Source organism: Streptococcus parasalivarius (genome assembly GCF_054785155.1).
This window is the reverse complement of the sequence record NZ_BAABOB010000006.1, coordinates 78,464-101,323: the sequence shown is the minus strand read 5'-3', so window position 1 is coordinate 101,323 and position 22,860 is coordinate 78,464. Positions and strand designations below refer to the sequence as shown.

Genomic DNA, 22,860 nt, shown 5'->3' with positions numbered 1-22,860 from the left:
ATATTAATGGAAACCAATCAATTAACATTTGAACATATCTGTTTTAAATATAAGGGAAATACTAACCAGCTCTTTACGGATTTGGATGTTACTATGGAGACTGGTCAAGTTGTCGGTATTTTGGGTGCCTCTGGTTCAGGAAAAACAACTCTGACAGAGATTCTCCTTGGTCAGCTTAAACCAACTTGCCAACAATTTCGTATTTTGGAAAATGGAAAACCTGTGACTGCAGGCTCACGCTCTTGGTCTTATGTGCCCCAACAAAATCTCCTACGTGAGTACCTCAAGGTATCTGAGACCTTTGATTTTTATGCGGACCACCATCTTAAAGGAAGTGGTAAGCTGACTAAAAAGCATCGCATTGCAGGAATTATGGATGATTTAGGGTTGACGGAATTTGCCAACAAGAAAATTTCAGAGCTTTCTGGTGGGCAAAAACGCCGTGTCTCCATTGGTATCGAGCTTCTTAGCCCTAGTCCCTACTTTATCCTTGATGAGCCGTCTTCAGGCTTGGATGCTCTTAGTGACCGTAATCTCTTACGTACCTTGAAAATCTTGGCTAAATCAGCTGACAAGTCTATTGTGGTTATTACCCACAACACAGAAAATTTGGCTATTTTTGACAAGATTATCTTCTTGTCTAAGGGACGTCCGACATTTGCAGGGACTTATGAAGAGTTGCTTTTGGAATACAAGACTAGCGATCCTTATATGATTCGTAAATATATGGATATGAATATCGCAGATGTCTACCAAGAGCTCAATGCTTCAACACGTATTTACAAGATTTAGGGAGACTTATGAACGCAGCATTACGATTAAGTTGGTATAAATTTAAACATCACTACATGGATTTTGTTAAGGTTCTTCTGGGCATTGTCGCTTTCGAAGGCTTAATCCTCTATATTCAGGACAAGGGATTTTTGAAAGATTTCGAAACAACTCGAATGACCCTCTTTCTCTTGCTTTTCTCGACCAGTCTCTTGATTGTGGTTCAAAACAGTATTTATATTTCTAAAGAACGCTCAGTTCTCAATCGTGACTTTTTCTCAGGCTTGAGCCGTTCGGCCTTTGCCTTGGCTAGTATGGGGATTCACGCTTTCTTTGCCGTTTTGGAAACCATAGTCTTTATTCTATCTTACTCTGTCTTTAGTAAGTTCTTTGACAAGGATTTTCCAGATGCTGGTCATATTTTTGGTTCCTACCGTTGGGAAGTTGGGATTACAGTGCTTCTGGTTTTTCTGGCATCGCATTTCATTGCCCTCTTTATTTCAGCTTTGGTTGGAAAATCTGAGATTACCTCTGTTATCCTAGCAGTAGTTGTGGGTATCATGCAATTTTCATTGTCAGGAACTATCCTATCTTTGCCAAAAGCGATTGATTGGGTACAAAAATTTGTCTATCTAGGTTATGGCCACAAGCTTTTTGGGATTTCTAGTGACTTGTCAGACTTGCCATCTAGTTTGGCTAAGTACCATGTTCCTGTCCCTAAGAGCCAGTTGGAGGCCTTTCAAGGGTCTACAGGCGAATTCTGGGGACAATTGTGGGCCTTGGTGCTTCATTGCCTAGTTTATGCCCTACTCTTTTTCGTTACACTTCAGAAGAAGGAGAAATAAATGCAACAATATGATGAATGGCTGATTGACTTCCAAGTGCAGTATGGTCGTAAGCCGAGCGATAAGGAAGTTGCTGAAGCTGCTAAGACTGGTTTTGCTCTTTCTAGTGGCTTAAGCAGACAGAAAAATTCTAAATTCAGACAAGTCTTGTCTAAGGTTGGTTTGGGAGATCTCAAGTTTAGCTGGTTTTTAGTTTTGGAAATTTTGCTCTTGATTTGTATCGCCCTCTTTGGCTATGTTGTTGGCTATCTATTTATCTAGGAGGACCTCATGAAACAGTTTAAACATAAAAAGTTTATCGGTTTGGCCTTGATTGTCTTTTTGGTCTTCATGGTACTTGGAAAATACACTCAGAGCACGGCTTTTACATCGTCTTCAAGAGTTTATGCCACAACCGTTGTCGATAAGAATACCGGGAACAAGGTGCGTTTTGAAGTTCGTAAAATCAAGGGAGACAAATACGAAGTCAAAAATACGGAGACTGGGGATACCTATCAGGCCAATGCCCAAGCCGGTGAAGACCGTTCTTTGAGCTTTAAGTTGGCTGGAACTGACGGCAACTCAGACGGTACTATCCGTATCACACCAAGTATGGTACCTGGGGGAGATGCAAAGGTTGAAATGACTGACTCAAACACCTATACTCAGGTTGAGGGAGGTTCTGAAGTCGTTGAGTCTAGCGAGGCTTCGTCTAGTTCTTCAAGTAGCCAAGTTAAAAGCATTATTAAGGATATTTTGGAATCAAGTAGTTCATCCTCTGGTAGCGATGCAAGCTCAGAGTCGTCTTCTAACGATCCAAATAAGCCAAATGCAGATATCAAGACTAAGACCGATGTCAATGGAGATAAGGAAACCACTTATATTGCAGACTATTCGACTGAGGACATTAAGTCTATCACGGAAGCTTTTGGGAAATGGCTCTATCAGTCTGATTATGCCAAGGATGCTGTTTTAGTTCAAAGTAGCTTTGACAGTATTACCAAGGTCAATGATGGTAGTCCAACCTTCCTTTCATTTAAGGCACCTAAGGAAAAAGATAGCAGCCAAACGATTACCATCCTTGCTAATCTCATCAATGCGGATGGCTATGAACATATTACTGGTGTTCCGAGTGGTATCATCAATGGTAAGGAAGTCTCAAACTATGATTTCAAGGACTATAAAAACACGGTTGATTCCTTTGCTTTAGGGATTAATGACAATAGTGGTAAGACCGCAGACTATAGCCCAACATCATCCTTCCGTCTTTATACCTTGAAGGATAAGAAACATGCTATGTATGAAGACGATGCTGCTGAACAAAAAGCCCTCTTTAAGGACTTTTCAGCTGATGATAAAACTGGTGGCAATTATAATGGCTATAACAAGCTTTATAAGGATTTGGTTGACCAAGATAAGGATTCTTACCAAATCGTTCTAGGCTCTAATGGTACTGTTTATTATGTGACGAACTACTGGAAGGGCAATTACGATAAGAAGGCTGTTCAGACCTATAAGGTAGCACCAGATGACATGCAAGAGGCCTACCAAGAGTTGCTCAAGCATTACTCTAGTGCTGGCACGTCTGATAGCTCAGAATCTTAAAGTTCTTCACAAACATCAGAGTCATCGTCAAGCTCATCAGAGGCCAAAACAGAATCGAAAACTGAAACTAAGACCGATCAAACAGGCATGGATGTTAATGCTATCAAGGATAATAACTTCCAAAGCCTTGAAGGAACTTGGAAGAATGGGAATGGTAGTAGTTTGACATTTTCTAAGGATCAAATAACTGCACCAACAGATTATGAGGTTCAAAATGCTAATTCTAGTCTTGAAAATGGCTACCTGAGAGCGAGCCTAAGAACAGGAATGTATGGCGCAATAATCTTTTTCATCCCTAAAGGTACGACATTACCGAATGTGTCAGGAAATAATCCTGATGCTTCAGATAATACCAAAGACCGTATCCTAGTGACCCAATCAGGGGATGCACAATCTGACGCTAAACAATTCTACTATAAGGCTGATTAGACCTGACAAGGGTGAAAGTCTTAAAAAAGTAATGTTATAACCTAAAAGTTGAGATAAAATTATCTCAACTTTTTATGTTACATTTGTAACTTTAATTTAATAGTAAGTCCATCTTCTATAAATAAATGGATTCTTAGAGGTATTATAGACTTTATTAGAAAATTAATTATTGTGAAAACTTACAAAAAGCTATATAATGAGTAGTGTTGTAAAAAGGGCTTCCTAGGGGATTTTTGAGGAAGTTTCTTAAATCAGATTAAAGGGAGAGGGGGAAAAGAATGACTTTTATTATTGAATCGCTATTTGCTGTTTTTAAAGATTTTCATTGGCTAGTATCTATAGACACACTCTTGATTTTCTTTGTCAATTATCTGATGTTTCATGCAGCTGGTAGGGTCAAGATTTCTTGGAGGCTACTTTTATTAGGTGGTCTTTTGTCAGTTGTTTTGACTCCCCTTCTTCCTATGGGATTCAAATTTTTACTTAATCCTCTCATATTATTTTGTTTTAGTTATTACAAACGTCCAGACTTGCCATGGATAGAGCCGGTATTTAATAGCTTTTATGCCTGGGGAACAACTAATATCATTATACGGGGCTTGTCATTAATCGTCTTTCCTTTACTTTTGGGAACTGACTTGACTAGCCGTATTCCAGAATCTCTAACGGAGTTTATCTGTGTGGTAGTTACCTATCCTATTTACCTCTTGGTTCACCGTTTTATTGGTTATGAATATTTGCAGGTCGAGGAAAAGGAGCGCTTGCGCATACACTTCACCCCTATTGTTATTGGGGTTAGCTTTGCCTTTCTTTCATATGGGCTTTTAAATGAATTCATGCCTTACTTTGCTAGTATCTGGCCTGTGGAAGTGGTTAACAATTATGCTAAGTTGGTCGTTCTATTGGCAACAGGAGCCTTCTTTATCGTTGTTTCCTATGCCAATCAGTGGATAAAGGATGAACTTTTTCTGGAGTTGAAAGAGGAGCAGGAACGTCATTTCCAGAGCTTACAGGAATCTAGTAGGCATATCCTCCATCTTTATCAGGAGTTATACCGTGATGGAGTGCCTAAGGTAGTTGTACCTAAGAAGGCTAAGACTGTTCTGGCTACTAGTCAAGAGGGAGACAGTCAAAACCTATCTGAGGAAGAAGTTCCCTTCAGCAAGGTTATGCCAGATATTTCCAACCTGCTTTCTCAATTGCTACGTTCCGTCATTGAGAGTAAGTATATGGAGTTTCATGCTGTTGGAATTGCTTTTATCATGGAGGTTCCAGACCCTATATCCCCATCCCATATTGATATAGTGGATTTATCAGCTGTCCTAACGACCTTCTTGGACAATGCCTTATTGAGAGCTCATGGGCAAGAAAATAGCTTAGTTCGTCTGTCTTATTACCAAAGTGGAGAGGTTCAGGTCCTCTCTGTAGAGACAACCCTTTCGCAAGACAGCGCTGAGGCACCTCACAAGGCGTACGAGAATCATCTGTCAATCAATGAACAGCTCGAAGATATTATGGAGCGTTACCCTCAGTCTAAACTTAGCTTTAAGAATGATCAGTTCATCTATAGACAGCAATTTGAATGCTGAACAACTTGTAAAAAAATATATAGAAAGGAGATTCGATGTTTGAGTCGTTTTTGGGAATAAATTTTTTAAATCTCTATAATACAGATGCCTTTCTAGCCATTCAGATTATTTTAACGCTGACGATAAACTGTGCTATTTTCAAACGAATGACAGACATTCGTATCTCCTGGACGGTCTTCTTGACCTTAGCCCTGCTAGATATGGTCCTTCAGTATAATATTAAGAGTATGAACATGATTGCTGATGTCTTTATTCTGATGGTTTTGGCTATTCTGGCTAAAGGAAAGACTTGGACGGTAACGCAGTATGCCTTTCATACCTTGTTTCCAGTGGTGACATCAGATTTGCTTTATCGTTTATTGAGCCTCTTCTTTATTCCCCTTCTCTTAAATCTCCCTGTCGCTGAGGTGGGGTCTAATGCACTTTTCTATCTCTTATCTTACGGTTTGATTTTGCCACTTTATTTTGTTTTTGACCGTTTCTTGGGCTTGGATTTAAAGCGTTGGAAGGTCTATAGTGATGACTCTTTCCATAACCTCCAGATTTCTAGAAGAGCTGCCTTAGCCATGGCTACTTATTTATTGGGAATCTTTCTCAGTATGAATTTAGATGACTGGTTACCTGGTTATTCTTTAGATTTGGAATTGAGACTTCGTATGTTAGGGGTTCTCTTGTCTGCAGTGGCCTTCATTTTCCTAATTGCTCATCTTAATCAACTGTCTAGGCAGTATTTGGAAGAGAGTTTGGCCATGGAGGAAAAACGGCATTTGAATAGTTTGACCAAGGCCAACCAAAAGATTGATCTTCTCTACAATGAATTGTTACAATACAGACAGTCTTATCAGACGGTTGTGGAACAATTTTCAGAGGAAGTGCGTGACCAGGAAGAGGCCCTTGCTGAACAGGTGTATCAGAATGTTCTTAGAGAGAGTGCCAAGGAGTTTGAACGTTTCCGTGTCATTGATAATCCTAAGCTAGAAAATATTCAATCCTTGCCCTTACGTAGTCTTCTTTCGACTCGTATGATGGAGGCTAAACGTAGTAATATTCCAGTGACTTGTGATATTCCTGAGGAGATTTCAGGCTTTACCATGAACGTGGTTGACTTGACCTTGCTGGTGTCCATTTTCTTTAGTAATGCGATTGATGAGAGTAAGCAGGTGCCTGCCAGTCAAATCAATTTTAGTTTTCATCGTCATGATAAGGATGGGAGTTACCATTTCGTCATGGAAAATAGGACGCAAGAAGAAAAAGTTGACCTTGATGCCATTATGCAGGAAGAAAATCAGAAGAAGACCTCTGGTCTTAACCTTCACTCAGCCAAGGATATTCTTAGGAAGTATAGTGATGCCAATCTGATTACAAGCAGTGGTGATTACCTCTTCAAACAGGAATTGATCTTTAAATAAATATATGGAGCTAAATCAAAGGATTTGGCTCTTTTTTTCGTTACAGATCCATAAAGTAGGGCTCTTTGCTGTTGATCTTATGCTTATGTCTGAAGCTTAAGACATCGGAGGAGGAAGGGATAAGGGAGGAGTCTGATTGTTGCTTCATTCTGTGTTATAATAGCAAGGATTAGTGGTTGTTAGAGTTAGGTGAATGGCGATTGCTTAACCTAACGACTGGTGTAGAGACAAGAAAGGGACGTCTTATGAAATTACTTTATACGGATATGTCTCAGGATTTGACTGAAATTCTGACGGAGCAGGCGACTAGCTATGCTCAAAAGGGAAAGAGGGTCTTTTATATTGCCCCTAATGCCCTATCATTTGAGAAGGAGCGTAAGGTCTTGGAATACCTGCCTCAGTCAGCGTCCTTTGAGATTACGGTAACTCGTTTTACTCAGATGGCTAGGTACTTTATTCTCAATACGAGCAACCCAAAGACTCAGCTGGATGATACTGGTCTGGCCATGATTTTTTATAAGGTCTTGTCGCATATGGGCGATGATGAGCTCAAGGTTTATGGCCGTTTGCGCAAGGATAGTAACTTTATTAATCAATTGGTGGACCTTTACAAAGAGTTGCAGCAGGCTAATATGACGGTTCTGGATTTGCAGCATTTGGATCAGGTTGAGAAACAAGAGGATTTGCTCAGGATTTTCAGTGTGGCTCAGGACCTCTTGTTGGCGGGAGATTTTGACAATCAATCAAAACTTAGTGCCTTCTTCAAGGAAATTACCTCAGGCCATCTGGATAAGGCACTGGGTAACACGGTTTTGGTCATTGATGGCTTTACGCGTTTTTCTGCTGAGGAGGAGGCCTTGGTTGCACTCTTGAATGATAAGTGTCATCAAATTGTCATTGGGACTTATGCCAGTCAAAAAGCTTACAGGGCTAACTTTGTTTACGGCAATGTTTATCAGGCTTCAGTGGATTTTTTGAGGACTTTGGCTCAGACTTATAAGGTGACACCTGACTACGTGACGACAGACAAAGAGGGCAATCCTTCTTTTGCACGTATTAGTCGTCTTTTGGAGAGCCGTCATGATTTTAGTACGGTAGATGAGAAGGTTACTGATCAAGACAAGCAAGTCTTGCAGGTCTGGGAAGTGGTCAACCAAAAGGAAGAAGTGACTCAGATTGCCAAGAGTATTCGTCAGTTGCTGGCGGATGGCAAGCGCTACAAGGATATCTTGGTCCTGCTTGGTGATGAGGAGAGTTATAAGCTTCAGGTGGGTCAGATTTTCCGAAAATTTGATATTCCCTATTATTTCGGTAAGGAAGAAACCATGTCTAGCCATCCTTTGGTGCAGTTTGTGGATTCGCTAGAGCGTATCAAGCGCTATAATTATCGTGCCGAGGATTTGCTTAATCTTGTAAAATCAGGTCTTTATGGCGGTTTTACTCAAGAGGACTTAGACCTTTTTGAGTATTATGTCAATTTTGCAGATATCAAGGGGCGTCACAAGTTCGTGTCTGATTTTACGGCCAATAGTCGTGATAAGTATGATTTAGACCAGCTTAATGCCTTGCGCTCACAACTGGTAGAGCCTTTGGACAAGTTGCTTAACAGTCGCAAACAAAAGGGTTCTAGTCTGCTTAAGAAACTTGCGGTCTTTTTAGGGGCTGTACAAGTGCCAAATCAGATGGTTGCTTTGACTGTCAAGGCCAGTGAAGCTGAAAAAGAGCAGAATGAACAGGTCTGGAAGTCTTTCACCCAACTCTTGGAGCAGGTTGAGACTATTTTTGGAGAAGAAACGCTGTCAGTGGCCGACTTTTTGTCCATTTTGCGTTCGGGAATGTTGGCCTGTGATTACCGTACGGTTCCAGCCACTGTTGATGTGGTCAATGTGAAAAAATACGATTTGATTCAACCACATTCAGCTCCTTATGTTTTTGCCTTAGGCATGACTCAGTCGCATTTTCCAAAGGTTGGGCAAAATAAGAGTCTCCTGTCTGATGAGGAGCGTAGTCGTATCAATGAGGCGACGGATGAGCATAGGAGTTTGGATATTGTTACGCAGAGTAATAGTCAGCGGGGGCATTTTGTGGCTATGTCGCTTTTCAATGCGGCTAGTGAACAATTGGTGCTTAGTCAGCCACAAATTCTCAATGAGACGCAGGATGACATGTCGGTTTATTTGAAGGAACTTCTTGACCTTGGTCTTCCTTTGGTTGAAAAGGGACGTAATCGTTTCGAGGCTAAGGGGGACCAGATTGGGAACTACAAGGACCTCCTATCGACTGTCATTGCCCTTAACAGCAGCTATCTAGATGCTGATTTGGACAAGGAAACGCAGACGTTCTGGTCAGTTGCTGTGCGTTATCTCCGTAAGCGACTTGATAAGGACCAAGTCTTGATTCCAAATGTGATTGACGATGTGACGACGACCAAGGTGGATGATCAGGTCATGCAGCTGGTCTTTCCGGGGGAAGAACCACTAAAATTATCAGCTTCGGCTCTGACGACCTTCTATAATAACCAATATCTTTATTTCTTGCGTTATGTTTTGGGACTTGAAGAGTTGGAGTCCATCCATCCAGATGCCCGACACCACGGGACTTATTTACACCGTGTCTTTGAGCGTGTGATGGGTGATTCTTCGTCAGAAAACTTCGATGATAAATTGGAAAAGGCTATTGCTCAGACCAATCATGAACAACCCTTTGAAATTCTCTATACCGAGGACCAAGAGAGTCGCTTGTCTCGTCAAATCTTGGAAGATATCGCCCGTTCAACTGCCAGTGTTTTGCGTGACAATGCGGCCGTTAAGGTTGAGCGTGAGGAAGCTAAATTTGACTTGCTTTTAGCAAATAGCATCAAGATTACAGGGATTATTGACCGAGTGGACCGTTTAACAGATGGGGCTCTGGGTGTCGTTGACTACAAATCAGGTAAAAATGTCTTTGACATTCAGAAATTCTACAATGGCCTCAGTCCGCAATTGGTGACCTATCTGGAGGCCCTTCGACAAACCTATAAGGTCGATGCTGACCAGCTTTTTGGTGCCATGTATCTTCACATGCAGGACCCGCAACTTAACCTAGCCCAGTTTGGTCTGGATAAGCTAGCAGCTCAGGCTCATAAGGAATTGACCTATAAGGGGCTCTTTGTGGCTTCAGAAACAGAGCATCTGGCTGGTGGAAACTATGATTTACAAAAGGCTGTCACCTATGACAAGGAGGACCTAGAAACCTTGTTAGACTACAATATTAAGCTCTTTACAGATGCTGCTGAGATTATTCGAAGTGGGAATTTTGCGGTCAATCCATATACCGAGGATGGCAAGTCTGTTCAAGGGGATCAAATCAAGGCTATTACTCATTTTGAGGCCGACCGCCACATGAGACAGGCTCGTAAACTCTTGCGTTTACCAAGTAAGGGCAAGAAGGAAGCCTATTTGGAGCTGATGACAAAAGACGAGGACAATAATCAGATGCAAGTTGCTGAAAATATCATCACCTTTCCAGTCACTGATCAAGCTGTAAAAGCAGACAAAAAAGACCAGGAGGACAACCATGTTGACTAAAGCTTTTTTAAGTCCAACAGAGATTAAGGAACGCATTGCCCAAGAAGCAGCTTCTGACAAGGAACGCAAGTTAACACCTGAGCAGATTGAGGCCATTTACAGTAATGGTAGCAATATTCTTGTGTCAGCTTCGGCCGGATCAGGAAAAACCTTTGTCATGGTTGAGCGTATCCTTGATATGATTGGACGTGGCGTTGGTATTGACCAACTCTTTATCTCAACCTTTACGGTAAAGGCTGCAGGTGAGTTGAAAGAGCGTCTGGAAAAGCGTCTGACAGAGCAGTTGGGACAAGTTGAGACGGATGAAGAGCGTGCCTTTCTTTCAGACCAGATTGCCAAAATTGGGACGGCTGATATTGGAACCATGGATGCCTTCACACAGAAATTGGTCAATCAGTATGGCTATCTCCTGGGGGTGTCACCTATTTTTCGCATCATGACAGATCCTGCTGAGCAGACACTCATGAAAAATGAGGTTTATGTTGATCTCTTCAACGATTACATGCAAGGGAAGGATGCCCAACTTTTCCAAAAATTGGTCCGCAACTTCGCTGGAAATGGTAAGACTAGTAAGGCCTTCCGTGATCTAGTTTACGATGTCTATAACTTTTCTCAGGCTACTGCAGGTCCTGAAAAATGGCTACGTCAGAATCTCTTAAAAGGGCAGACGGATGCCAAGCCAGACAAGGCTAAAGTTGAGCTTTTAGAGGGTCTCAAAGATGGCTTGTTGGCTGATTTCTTAGCCTTCTTAAGAGACCATTTAGGTCTAGCTCAGCGTGAATTTGCCAAGGCCAAGTATCTGAATAATGTGTCAGATGCCATTAGCCTTCTGGAGGGAGCCTTGGCCAATGACCAAACCGATATGGAGGACTTGCTCAAACAACTCTTGACTCTGTCAGGAGGGACTGGCTTGACAAATATGACCCGTCCTAAAGACGAGGAACTCAAGGCCTACAAGGAAGCTTACAACAAGACCAAAAATGAGTTTGTGGCCCAGTTGCGTGAGATTGATACCCAACTAACGGTCCTCGAGGTTTTGACCAAGCATAATGATGACATCCTACCTCTATTGGAGTTGCTCCAGTCCTTTGTGCTTGATTTTTCAGACCAGTATTTACAGGCTAAGATTCAGGAAAATGCCTTTGAATTCTCAGATATTGCCCACTTTGCCATCCGTATTTTGGAGGAAAATCCAGAGGTGGCAGCCAGCTACCGTGACCGTTACCATGAAGTAATGGTAGACGAGTATCAAGACAATAGCCATACCCAAGAACGCATGTTGGAGCTCCTCTCTAACGGTCACAACCGATTCATGGTGGGAGATATCAAGCAATCCATCTATCGTTTCCGTCAGGCAGATCCTCAGATTTTTAATGGCAAGTTCCAGCTCTTCCTTGAAAATCCAGATACAGGTAAGCTGATTCTCCTTAAAGAGAACTTCCGTAGCCAATCTGAGGTTCTTGATGCGACCAATGGTGTTTTCAGCCACCTCATGGACCAGGAAATCGGAGATATCCTCTATGACAAGACGCATATGTTGGTAGCAGGTAGCGAGAAGCAAAAAGAGCCCCATCCTGAAAATGAGACTGAGGTTCTGATTTACAATAGTGATGAAGCAAGTGTGACTCCTGACGAGGAAGGTTCTGATCAACCTATCAGTAGTGGTGAGATTTCCTTGGTTATCAAAGAAATTATCAGTCTTCATAAGCAGGGTGTACGTTTTGAGGACATTACCCTCCTAGCACCAACCCGCAACACCTATCTTGACTTGATGGCAAGCTTCGAGGAGCACGGAATTCCTTTGGTTCCTGACGAGTACAAGTCAAGCTACCTAGAGTCGCTAGAAGTTATGATTATGTTGGATACCCTTCGTGCCATCAATAATCCTCTTAATGACTATGCCCTCGTTGCCCTCCTTCGTTCACCGATGTTTAATTTCAACGAGGATGATTTGGCTCGTATTGCTGTCCAGGCTGACGAAGGACAATTCTATGACAAGCTTCTTGTAGCATGCACTAAAACAGGGCTTCATCCGGAAGTTGTCACACAAGGACTTGATGCCAAGTTGACTCTTTTCACTGAGACTCTGGCAGGTTGGCGTGATTACAGTAAGTGGCACTCGCTCTACGACCTCATTTGGAAGATTTACGATGATCGTTTCTATTATGATTATGTTGGAAGTCTCCCTCGAGCTGAGCAACGTCAGGCCAATCTCTACGCCCTTGCCTTGCGTGCCAATGCCTATGAAAAGACTGGCTTTAAGGGACTTTCTCGTTTTATTGGTATGATTGATAAGATCATTTCTAGCGGTAACGACCTAGAGGAAGTAACAGACTTGGTTCCCAAAAATGCCGTTAGCCTCATGACCATTCACAAGTCCAAGGGACTAGAGTTCAAGTATGTCTTTGTCTTGCAGATGAATCGCAAGTTCATTGGTCACAGCAAGGATGGACTAAGTGGTAAGTATATTATCAATCGTGAAAAAGGGCTTGGAATTAAGTACCTAGCTGACCTTAAAGACCAGATAAACACCAATTTGCCCAAGTTAAATGTTGTTCTAGAGACCTTAACCTTCCAGGAAAATCGTAGGGAAGAGCGTCGAGCAAGTATCTCAGAAGAGATGCGTCTGCTCTATGTTGCAATGACACGTGCAGAGAAAAAACTCTACCTGGTTGGTAAGGGTAGTAAGGAAAAATTAACCCAGCAATTTGGCACGGATGTCGAAAATAATCGCCTACCAGTAGCTCTCCGTGACCAAATCGCTACTTATCAAGATTGGGTTATGGCTTTGGATACCGCCTTTATGAGAAAGGATCTCAAGTTTACTGTTCGCTTTGTTGAGACTGAGGAGTTGACGCCAGAGGCTATTGGTCAGGTTGAAGTTCAAGCGGCAGTAAATGCTGATGATTTATCTAACAATCGCCAGTCGGAAGACATTAAGCGTGCTCTAACTGTCATAGAAAGTGTTGAAAAACTCAACCAGCTTTATGCACCAGCGATTGACCTACCATCTGTGCGTACGCCGAGCCAGCTCAAAGCCTTCTACGAACCTGTTATGGATACCGAAGGGGTGGATATTATGGACAAGAAAGAGGAAGTGCAACCTCTTGAGACTACCGCTACCTTTGAGCTTCCAGACTTTGGGCAAAAAACTAAGGTCACTGGAGCTGCAGTTGGTTCAGCCACCCATGAACTCATGCAACGCTTGATTCTTTCTGACAAGGTGACCCTCCAAGATTTGACACAGGCGTTGAGTCGGGTATCGGCAGATGATCAAGTTAAGGCGCGTGTGCAGTTAGAAAAGCTACTAGGCTTCTTTGACACCGAACTTGGGAAGCTCATTCTAGCTAACCGTGGTAAGTTGCGTCGTGAAGCACCATTTGCTATGTTGGCAGAAGATCCCGCTAGTAAAGAAGATTTTGTCGTCCGTGGTATCATCGATGGCTACCTTCTTCTTGAAAACCGTATTGTCCTCTTTGACTATAAGACGGACCGCTTCACTCATCCTAGTGAACTTAAGGAACGTTACAAAGGGCAAATGAGCCTCTATGCTAAAGCACTCAGCCAAGCCTATCAAATAGATAAGATTGATAAATACCTTATTCTCCTAGGTGGAAAAGACTTGGAAGTCGTAGAAGTATAAGCTCTAGCCTAACCATTCTTTCATAGTGAAAGAGTGGTTTTTTGTGTCTTAATCCCACCAAAAAAGACCGGTGTGCACACACCAGTCTTTTCGATAGATTTCCATCAGTATTGTAAGTTCGTTAAAATATTAGAGGATGGAAATAGTTATGAAAAAAAGTATCTTGTAGGTTGCTTAGGCCTACAAGGGCTATTATAACAAACTCATCTTAGTCTAAACAAGGTTAGAAAAATTAGAATTAATCGCCACAAACATTACTAGTTTTTAATAGTTAGAATCCATAATAGCAATAAATAGAGACAAAAACCGTCAGCATGAGACTGACGGTTTTAGTTTATTTTAATCCTAATATCAACTAATCAAAGGAAGCACCCAATTGACCCAGGCCCAGGAAATAGGCATAACCAGAATCATGGCTGGAATCATATCTGCTGTTGGGAATTGACGCAGTTTCATAATACGAAAACCGGTCGCAATCATGAGGAAGCCCCCGCAAGCCTTAAAGTCTCCAATCATGGCTTTTGTTGTTAGAGGGAGAATGAAACCAGCACTCACAAAGAGGAGGAAGAAAACGATAAATTGTGGAATGGCAATCATGGAGACGATGTAGCCTAGGCTACAAGAGAAAATCATGGCTGTAAAGAAATCTAGGATAGATTTAGAAATTAAAATAGAAGCATCGCCTGTCATCCCAGACTCAAGACTCCCGTAAATTCCTGTACCACTCGCACAAAAAAGGACGATAACTGTCAAGAGTTGCGCATAAAATTCATCGTGAGCTAACCCTGTTTGCTTGCTTGGTGTAATCTTGGACAAGCCTTTTTCCATAAGCCCAGCTCCCTTGTTGATGAGGTTTCCAAACTTTAGGGCCAGCCCAATGATGGTACCGATAACTACCGCAAAGATAACCGCAGGCATATTAACCATATTCATAATAGCGCTAATCCCCATTACCATAGAGGCTAGACCAAAGATAAGGTTAAGATTTTCCTTGAAATCGTCTCTGAGATAGTCCCCGAAGAGCCCTCCAGCGATTCCTCCTAAGATAATAGATAGCGAGTTGATGATAATTCCAGTTGGCATCAGTGATTTTCCTCCTAATTATTCTAAATACTATAAGTTTAGCATTATCAAAGACCGAATGCAAAATTGTCTCGTTTTTACAAACGTTTTATTGAAATTGTACCTTTGAAATGATACAATAAATGAGAAGGTAAGGAAATAGCCTTATCTAAATCTATTGCCAGTGTTCTTAGAGTATTGTTCATAAAAAACAAGGTAATAACTCTAAATTACAATCTAATATAAAGTGTAAAATGAGGCTATTGTTAAATAGATTCTCAAGAAAGGATAAAAGATGATTCGTTTTGAACACGTAACGAAACGTTATGAAGATAAGGATGCTCTCTCAGATCTTAACCTCGAGATTCGAGATGGGGAGATTTTTGGTCTGATTGGTCACAATGGGGCTGGTAAGACCACGACTATTTCCATTTTGACGTCTATCATTGAAGCTAGCTACGGTGAAGTTTACGTCGATGATATGGCCCTCAGCCAACATCGTGATGCTATCAAGAAAAAAATCGCTTATGTGCCAGATTCACCAGACTTATTCTTAAATTTAACTGCTAATGACTATTGGTACTTTTTGACACGTATCTATGATTTGGAAGCTAGTCAGGTTGAGGAACGTTTGACTAATCTTATGGCTACCTTTGACTTGACGGAAAGTCGCTATAACCTCATTTCTTCCTTCTCTCACGGTATGCGTCAGAAGGTTGTCGTTATCGGTGCTCTACTGGTTAATCCGCAGATTTGGGTTTTGGATGAGCCTTTGACTGGTCTGGATCCACAGGCATCTTATGATTTGAAAGAAGCCATGCGTAACCATGCTAAGGAGGGTAATAGTGTCCTCTTTTCAACCCACGTTCTAAGTGTAGCTGAGCAGCTCTGTGATCGTATTGCTATTTTGAAGAAAGGAAAACTCATCTTCCAAGGGTCTCTAGCTGAGCTTAAGTCTCAGTACCCTGACAAGGATTTGGAAACCATTTATCTGGAAATGGCTGGACGTAAGATCGAGGAGGTGTAGTCATGAACTGGAACCATGTTTGGGAGCTTTTTAAAATTAATCTCCTCTATGCAAATCCTCAAGCAGTAACTAACCTACAGAAACGTCAGGAGAAAAAGAAAAAGGCTAATTTCTCCATCGTTAATGCCATGCTTAGACAACAACTCTTGATTTTAATTATTTTTACGGTTGTATATAGCTATCTTTTTGTAGGTGTCGATTATAAGGCCAATCCTGGAGTCTTAACCCTATATCTTTTGACATTTTCAATCATGGGGCTTCTCCAGACTTTTACGGCTCTCTATAGTACCTTTTACGATAGTAAGGATAGCAAGGCTTATCTGCCTCTTCCCTTAAAGCCATCAGAAGTCTTTTTGGCCAAGACCTTGTCAGGTTCTATGGTTGGGCTGACCTTCATGGTACCTATCCTTAGTCTTCTTATTCTGGCTTACTGGCAATTTATTGGCCCACTGGGGATAGTCGTGGGGCTTCTATCCTTTATCGTTTCTCTCTTTATCAATCTCGTTTTTTCAGTGATTCTGTCTAATAGTATTGGAACGTTGATTGTTCGCAGTTCTCGTCAAAAGCTCTATTCGACTATTTTGATGACCCTGTCAACCCTATTGATTATGTTCCCTATCATGATGGTTGGTTTTCTTAATGGTTATGTTAAGGGTGCTGGACATATCGATTTTCCTTTGTTGCCTTATCTAAGAGGTTACTATGATGTGGTAGCTGCTCCTCTATCTCCGGAGGCTCTACTAAATTTTTATCTTCCTCTTATCTTAGTGCTTATCTTGGGCTTTTGGTTTTATAAAGTCAGAATGCCTCGTTATTTCCACGAAGCCATTTATAACAAAAAGGCTAGAAAGACTCAGGTAAAAGTTGTTACTCGAAGTCAAAGACAGGTCTTGGTTCGCCATCATTTATCTACTTTGGGAAACTCAACCCTCATTATCAATACCTATGTGGTACCAGTATTATATATGATCATGCTGGGTGGAGGTGCGTTCTTTTTGAAAGATTTAGGTCCAGACTATTTCGGGCTCATGCTTTTAGTCGGAATTGCCTTTGGTTTCTTTTCAGCGCAACCAACAAGTTTTCTTGGGGTGGCAACTTCCTTAGAGGGAACAAACTTTGACTTTATCCGTAGCCTGCCAATCAATACGGGTGACTATCTTCGTCAAAAGTTTTGGATTTTCTATGGCTTGCAAGTTGGTGTATCCCTCTTACTAGGAGGACTTGGTTTAATATTCCTTGCACATCTCCATCCTATTTTGGTGGCAAGTTTCGCTCTTGGTTTTCTCGTAACAACCTATCTTGTAGGTGGCTATTTCTTTGAACGTGACCTTAAATTATTGGAAGTGAATTGGCAAGAAGTCACTCAGCTCTTCAATCGGGGTGGCGGACAGTGGCTCTATATGGGTATCTTTATTCTTACAATTTTCATCGCTGCCTTGCTAGGAGGTATTGTCTTCTTTGCAAGTAAGTTCTGGATTGCCCTAGTAGTCAATGCTATAGTATCTGGGCTTATAGCTTTAATTGCCCTAATCGTTTATCTCTTTGTTGATCGCAGACGTTGGAAACGTATTAGAGCCATGTTTTTTGCCTAGAACAAACTGTTTAAAGAGTCTCTCCGATTGGAGGGATTCTTTTTTACTGAAAATCTTTAATATGTAAACTTATGCATTATATATGTTAAAATACCTGAATTTAGTGTATAATCATAAATATGAAACGAAATTTTGACTCAGTAAAACGCCTGGTTATCAAAATCGGGACCAGCTCTCTGGTTTTACCATCAGGGAAAATTAATCTTGAAAAAATCGATCAGTTAGCTTTTGTCATTTCTAGCTTGCATAATAAAGGGATTGAGGTTGTCCTCGTATCCTCTGGTGCCATGGGCTTCGGGCTCAATGTCTTAGACCTAGACAAGCGACCGGCTGAAGTCGGTAAGCAACAAGCCGTCTCAAGTGTAGGGCAGGTAGCCATGATGAGCCTCTATTCTCAGGTCTTTTCACATTACCAAACCAAGGTATCTCAGCTTCTTTTGACCCGTGATGTGGTCGAGTATCCTGAGAGTTTGGCCAATGCCATCAATGCCTTCGAGAGCCTCTTCGAGCTTGGAGTTATTCCAGTTGTTAATGAAAATGATGCTGTCAGCGTAGATGAAATGGACCATGCGACTAAGTTTGGGGACAACGACCGCTTGTCAGCTATCGTAGCTAAGATTGTTGGTGCTGACCTACTCATTATGTTGTCAGATATTGATGGGCTCTTTGATAAGAACCCAAATGTCTATGAGGATGCAACCCTTCGCAGTTATGTCCCAGAGATTACCGAGGAAATTCTAGCCTCAGCTGGGGGTGCTGGTAGTAAATTTGGTACGGGTGGTATGATGAGTAAGATTAAGTCAGCCCAGATGGTTTTTGAAAATCAAAGCCAAATGGTTTTAATGAATGGTGAAAATCCACGTGACATTCTTCGTGTCCTAGAAGGAGCCAAGATTGGTACACTCTTTAAACAGGAGGACTAAGATGACATATATCGATACACTGGGCCAACAGGCCAAGGTGGCAGGTCGTCGGATTGCTAAATTATCAACAGCAGCTAAAAACGACCTTCTAAATCAGGTAGCTAAAGCTCTAGTAGCTGAGAGCGCCTATATTATCACTGAAAATGCTAAGGATATGGCCATTGCTAAGGAAAATGGTATTTCAGAGATTATGCAAGACCGCTTGCTCTTGACGGAAGACCGTATCGCAGGGATTGCTGAGGGTGTCCGTCAGGTGGCAGATCTTCAGGACCCAATCGGTCAAGTAGTTCGTGGCTATACGAATCTGGATGGTCTCAAAATTGTTCAAAAGCGTGTTCCTATGGGTGTTATCGCTATGATTTTTGAGAGCCGTCCCAATGTCTCAATCGATGCCTTTAGCCTTGCCTTTAAAACCAATAATGCCATTATTCTTCGTGGAGGACGTGATGCCATCAATTCCAACAAGGCCTTGGTTACAGTAGCTCGTAAGGCTTTGGAAAATGCGGGTATCACAGCAGATGCCGTTCAGCTGGTTGAAGATACCTCTCATGAGGTAGCAGAAGCACTCATGGCGGCGACTAAGTATGTAGACTTGCTCATCCCTCGTGGTGGAGCTCGTCTCATCCAAACGGTTAAAGAAAAAGCCAAGGTTCCAGTCATTGAAACGGGTGTTGGTAACTGTCATATTTATGTGGATAAATATGCTAACTTAGATATGGCGACACAGATTGTCATCAATGCCAAGACTCAACGACCAAGTGTGTGTAATGCGGCAGAATCTCTCGTCGTTCATGCTGATATTGCGGAAGACTTCTTGCCTAACTTGGAAAAAGCTATTTCAAAAATTCAGTCTGTTGAGTTCCGTGCGGATGAAAGGGCTTTGAAACTTATGGAAAAAGCTGTACCCGCTTCACCTGAAGATTTTGCGACAGAGTTTCTTGATTATATCATGTCTGTTAAAGTGGTAGACAGCCTTGATGAGGCTATTGGTTGGATTAATACTTACACGACATCGCATTCAGAAGCTATCGTGACTCAGGATATTAGTCGTGCTGAGCAATTCCAAGACGATGTTGACGCTGCAGCTGTCTATGTTAATGCTTCAACCCGCTTCACAGATGGATTCGTCTTTGGACTAGGTGCTGAAATCGGAATTTCAACTCAGAAAATGCACGCCCGTGGTCCAATGGGACTGGAGGCCCTAACGTCAACCAAGTTCTATATTAACGGACAAGGACAAATTAGAGAATAAACCATCAAGCTCCAGGAAGGAGCTTTTTTAAGTTAGTTTGCTAGACGACAGGCCTTCTGATATACTGGTGGTATCAAGAATGAGGAGATTTTGCCATGTTTAAAGCTTATAAGAAGTATTGGATGGGCTATTTCGATTTTACGGGACGTTCAAGCCGCTCAGACTATTGGTTGGTAGTTTTAGCGAATACGATTGTAACTATCATTTTATTTAGCATACTTATAGTTGTAATTGTTTTTGATAGTTCCGATAGTCCTTACCATGTTATTCTCACCTTACTGTATCTGCTTGTAATGACCTATTTTCCTGCTAGTTTTATCCCATCTATTGCTCTTCAAGTTCGTCGCTTGCGTGATGCAGGCTATCACTGGGCTTTGATTTTTTTACGTTTTGCCTTTGTGATAGGTGGGATTGTACTTTTAATTTTGTTCTGTCAGCCAACTAAAGTGGAATACCCATTTAATAATTTCAATAATCCACAACAATAATAAGTATTTAGCAGCCTAGTATGGCTGTTTTTTAGTCAATTTGTCAAATTCTTTTTTTATTGCTATACTATAAGTATCAAAAAATGAGGAGATTTTATTATGATCGAAGCTTATAAGAAGTTTTGGAAGGGCTACGTAGATTTTGAGGGACGTTCAACACGTTCAGATTACTGGTTTGTATATTTGGTAAATGTATTGATTACCTTTGCTTATTTTTTGCTCCAAGCAGTATTTGGAGGACTTGTAGCTGTAACTGAATCAAGCTTTTTGGCTGTTATTTCACTTATCCTACTACTTATCTTTTTTGCCTACGGTATTGCTGCGTTTTTACCTAGTATTGCTCTAACGGTTCGTCGTTTGCGTGATGCTGGCTACAATTGGCCGTATATTTTTGTTACATTTATCCCACTTGTAGGTTGGATTATCCTAATTGTTTTGCTATGTAAGCCAACTAAAGTGGAATACCCATTTAACAACTTCAATAATCCACAGCAATAATAATGACTTAACAGCCTCGCTAGGCTGTTTTTTAGTTGATTTGTCAAACTCCTCTTCTCTTATTATATTGGAAGTATCATAAAAAAGGGGGATTTTATTATGATTGAAGCCTACAAAAAATTTTGGAAGGGCTATGTTGATTTTACGGGCCGTTCAACACCTTCAGATTACTGGTTTGCATTTTCGGCACATGTATTGATTTTCTTTGCTTATTTATTGCTCGATGGAGTGTTTGAAAGAATACTATCTGCAACAGGATCAATGGATGTATTTACTATTTCAGTTATTTTACTACTCATCTTTTTTGCCTTTGGTATTGCTGCGGTTTTACCAGGTATTGCTCTAACGGTTCGTCGTTTACGTGATGCTGGCTATAATTGGCCGTATATTTTTATTCCTTTAATCCCATTTGTCGGTATTTTTATCTTAATTTTTCTACTATGTCAACCAACAAAAGTAGATGAGCCTTTCAACAACTTCAATAATCCACAGCAATAATGACAATCAACCAGCTCTTTGAGTTGGTTTTTCTGATGTCAAAAAAGTTTTATGTTAATATTGCACATTTTAATATTTCTGATATAATCTTATCTGAGACTAATTGATACTAAAAATATATTTAAGAAATGTGAATATTCTATGAAACTACTTCGTCATTTAAAAGAAAAACGTTACCTTATTTTGGCATTTACCCTACCGGCTATTCTTTTGGCATTGGCTATTGTCTTTTTGCAGCCTGCGCAGAATCATGCTAAGGTCCAAGTTAAGGTGGGGACTAAGCAGTCATCATCAAGCAAACCCAAGGCTTCATCCAAGTCATCGAGCTCAAGTTCGTCGTCATCTTCTTCAACTTCAAGTGAGTCATCAAGCTCAACGGTAGAAGCAGCTAGTCAGACAGAAGCAAGCTCAACTCCTGCGGTAGCATCGGCACCAACGCCTTCTTCAGCACAAGAGGCTTATCAAGCGCCCCAGTATAACTATGTACCACCAACAGCTTATACAGAGTCACATAGTGATGCTCCAAGTTACACAGCTCCTGCCTACAGTGCAGATGTCAGCTCTGGGACAGCAGAATAAGGATTAAAGAAAAGGAATTTAGGTTTAGAGATGAAAAATAAAGTTTTAGCATTAGTAACAGGATTATCTAGTTTAGTCCTATTAGCAGCTTGTTCAAACCAGCAAAATGGGTTGACTTCGACGACTTCATCTTCATCAGTAGAGCAGTCACAATCAAGTAGTAGTGAAAGCTCTAGCATAAGTACAAGTTCAAGCTCTAGTCAAGAGAAAAAGGTAGATACCTCTGCCTATGATAGCATCATTAGTAAGTACCAAACGGCTGTGGCCAACAACCAAACGGATGCCTCACTTAATTCTCTCATTGTGACCTATGCTAATTCTCAAACAAGTCCTGCCTCAACGGTCTATACTTACCATGATTTGGATGGTAATGGTGTTGATGAGTTGATTCTTGCTTTTAAGCCAGGTAAACTCTTTAAAGAACATGTGATTACGGATATTTACACTATATCTAAGGATAGTGGTCAGGTTGTTCGTCTGACAGAGGGGCCACAACTGGGCATGTTGGGTGAGCGTATGACATTGGCCTACCTCATGGATAACACCTTTAGCTACTATGGTAGTGCTGGTGCTATGGCTGGTGGAGGTGCAGGCTACCGCTTTAGTAGTGATGGTCGGTCTCTTGTAAAAGAGGACAGTGATTCGGGTGCTGAAAAAGCAGATCTTTCTAGTTGGGATTGGAAGGACTTGGACAGTGCTTCAAGTAATAGTAGTTCTAGCACAGTGTCACAAACTCAAACCAGTTCGACAGCCCTTAAGGCTGATGAACTCAAAAACGGCAACTACAAATCAGCTGTAGGAACATGGAAGTCTTCAAATGGAAAGACCATCACTATTACTTCGGATGGGCAGTTGGATTTCTGGGGCTATACTTATCCTATCGACAAAGTCTCACCCAATCAGTATGTGTCTGGTATATATACCTTAACTTATGTGTATTCTAGTCCAGTAGGGAATACCCCAATTCAGCTTTGTCCTAAGGGCGTTAGCGATGCAAGTGATGCGGGAGATAACAGTAAGGATCGTATCTTAGCAACGAATGGGATGCCTTCTGAGGAAAGTTATTTTTACAGAGTGGATTAATCTTATCAAATGATATAGGAAC

19 protein-coding genes are annotated in these 22,860 nt (G+C 41.3%); 18 read left to right on the top strand and 1 reads right to left on the bottom strand.

Annotated elements, in window-relative coordinates:
* Positions 1-6 precede the first annotated feature (6 nt).
* The 9 genes from ACYVQ1_RS06975 (at position 7) to addA (ending at position 13,836) form a co-directional block, all read left to right on the top strand.
* Positions 7-792, top strand: coding sequence for an ATP-binding cassette domain-containing protein (locus ACYVQ1_RS06975; protein WP_461250249.1), 786 nt, complete (start codon positions 7-9; stop codon positions 790-792).
* An 8-nt stretch (positions 793-800) separates the two neighbouring features.
* Positions 801-1,616, top strand: coding sequence for an ABC transporter permease (locus ACYVQ1_RS06970; RefSeq protein ID WP_461250248.1), 816 nt, complete (start codon positions 801-803; stop codon positions 1,614-1,616).
* A complete protein-coding gene (locus tag ACYVQ1_RS06965) occupies positions 1,617-1,877 on the top strand; it encodes a hypothetical protein (RefSeq protein ID WP_002891774.1) in 261 nt (86 codons plus the stop codon).
* Positions 1,878-1,886: 9 nt separating this feature from the next.
* Positions 1,887-3,200 (top strand): DUF6287 domain-containing protein, encoded by a 1,314-nt coding sequence (locus ACYVQ1_RS06960; RefSeq protein WP_461250247.1) that lies wholly within the window; start codon positions 1,887-1,889, stop codon positions 3,198-3,200.
* 87 nt (positions 3,201-3,287) lie between these two features.
* Positions 3,288-3,629 (top strand): DUF6287 domain-containing protein, encoded by a 342-nt coding sequence (locus tag ACYVQ1_RS06955; RefSeq protein ID WP_461250246.1) that lies wholly within the window; start codon positions 3,288-3,290, stop codon positions 3,627-3,629.
* A gap of 278 nt (positions 3,630-3,907) precedes the next feature.
* A complete protein-coding gene (locus ACYVQ1_RS06950; protein ID WP_461250245.1) occupies positions 3,908-5,218 on the top strand; it encodes an ATP-binding protein in 1,311 nt (436 codons plus the stop codon).
* 35 nt (positions 5,219-5,253) lie between these two features.
* Positions 5,254-6,627, top strand: a complete 1,374-nt coding sequence (locus tag ACYVQ1_RS06945) for a GHKL domain-containing protein (RefSeq protein ID WP_195519957.1) — start codon at positions 5,254-5,256, stop codon at positions 6,625-6,627.
* A gap of 245 nt (positions 6,628-6,872) precedes the next feature.
* The gene (rexB, locus tag ACYVQ1_RS06940) at positions 6,873-10,193 is read left to right on the top strand and encodes an ATP-dependent nuclease subunit B (RefSeq protein WP_461250244.1); all 3,321 of its coding nucleotides are present in this window, start codon (positions 6,873-6,875) and stop codon (positions 10,191-10,193) included.
* Positions 10,183-13,836: a helicase-exonuclease AddAB subunit AddA gene (addA, locus tag ACYVQ1_RS06935; protein WP_461250243.1), complete on the top strand. Its 3,654-nt coding sequence runs from the start codon at positions 10,183-10,185 to the stop codon at positions 13,834-13,836. Before rexB ends, addA begins: the two co-directional genes overlap by 11 nt.
* 351 nt (positions 13,837-14,187) lie before the next feature.
* Here addA and ACYVQ1_RS06930 read toward each other — a convergent pair whose 3' ends face one another.
* A complete protein-coding gene (locus tag ACYVQ1_RS06930; RefSeq protein WP_461250242.1) occupies positions 14,188-14,919 on the bottom strand; it encodes a DUF554 domain-containing protein in 732 nt (243 codons plus the stop codon).
* Positions 14,920-15,193: 274 nt separating this feature from the next.
* Between ACYVQ1_RS06930 and ACYVQ1_RS06925 the strand changes: the two genes are divergently transcribed.
* The 9 genes from ACYVQ1_RS06925 to ACYVQ1_RS06885 all read left to right on the top strand — a co-directional run bounded on the left by ACYVQ1_RS06925 (position 15,194) and on the right by ACYVQ1_RS06885 (position 22,838).
* Complete coding sequence (locus ACYVQ1_RS06925) at positions 15,194-15,925, top strand: ABC transporter ATP-binding protein (RefSeq protein ID WP_002891761.1); 732 nt, start codon at positions 15,194-15,196, stop codon at positions 15,923-15,925.
* 2 nt (positions 15,926-15,927) lie between these two features.
* Complete coding sequence (locus tag ACYVQ1_RS06920) at positions 15,928-17,517, top strand: ABC transporter permease (RefSeq protein WP_461250241.1); 1,590 nt, start codon at positions 15,928-15,930, stop codon at positions 17,515-17,517.
* Positions 17,518-17,636: 119 nt separating this feature from the next.
* Positions 17,637-18,440, top strand: coding sequence for a glutamate 5-kinase (gene proB / locus ACYVQ1_RS06915; RefSeq protein WP_461250240.1), 804 nt, complete (start codon positions 17,637-17,639; stop codon positions 18,438-18,440).
* 1 nt (position 18,441) lies between these two features.
* Positions 18,442-19,692 carry a glutamate-5-semialdehyde dehydrogenase gene (locus ACYVQ1_RS06910; protein WP_461250239.1) on the top strand — a complete coding sequence of 417 codons (1,251 nt, stop codon included), beginning with the start codon at positions 18,442-18,444 and terminating at the stop codon, positions 19,690-19,692.
* 95 nt (positions 19,693-19,787) lie between these two features.
* On the top strand, positions 19,788-20,180 hold the full coding sequence (locus tag ACYVQ1_RS06905; RefSeq protein ID WP_461250238.1) for a DUF805 domain-containing protein: 393 nt from the start codon (positions 19,788-19,790) through the stop codon (positions 20,178-20,180).
* Positions 20,181-20,279: 99 nt separating this feature from the next.
* The gene (locus tag ACYVQ1_RS06900; RefSeq protein WP_461250237.1) at positions 20,280-20,678 is read left to right on the top strand and encodes a DUF805 domain-containing protein; all 399 of its coding nucleotides are present in this window, start codon (positions 20,280-20,282) and stop codon (positions 20,676-20,678) included.
* Positions 20,679-20,777: 99 nt separating this feature from the next.
* The gene (locus tag ACYVQ1_RS06895; RefSeq protein WP_461250236.1) at positions 20,778-21,176 is read left to right on the top strand and encodes a DUF805 domain-containing protein; all 399 of its coding nucleotides are present in this window, start codon (positions 20,778-20,780) and stop codon (positions 21,174-21,176) included.
* Between the two features lie 141 nt (positions 21,177-21,317).
* Complete coding sequence (locus ACYVQ1_RS06890) at positions 21,318-21,755, top strand: Wzz/FepE/Etk N-terminal domain-containing protein (RefSeq protein WP_070850135.1); 438 nt, start codon at positions 21,318-21,320, stop codon at positions 21,753-21,755.
* A 30-nt stretch (positions 21,756-21,785) separates the two neighbouring features.
* Positions 21,786-22,838, top strand: a complete 1,053-nt coding sequence (locus ACYVQ1_RS06885; protein WP_461250235.1) for a hypothetical protein — start codon at positions 21,786-21,788, stop codon at positions 22,836-22,838.
* The last annotated feature ends 22 nt before the right edge of the window (positions 22,839-22,860 follow it).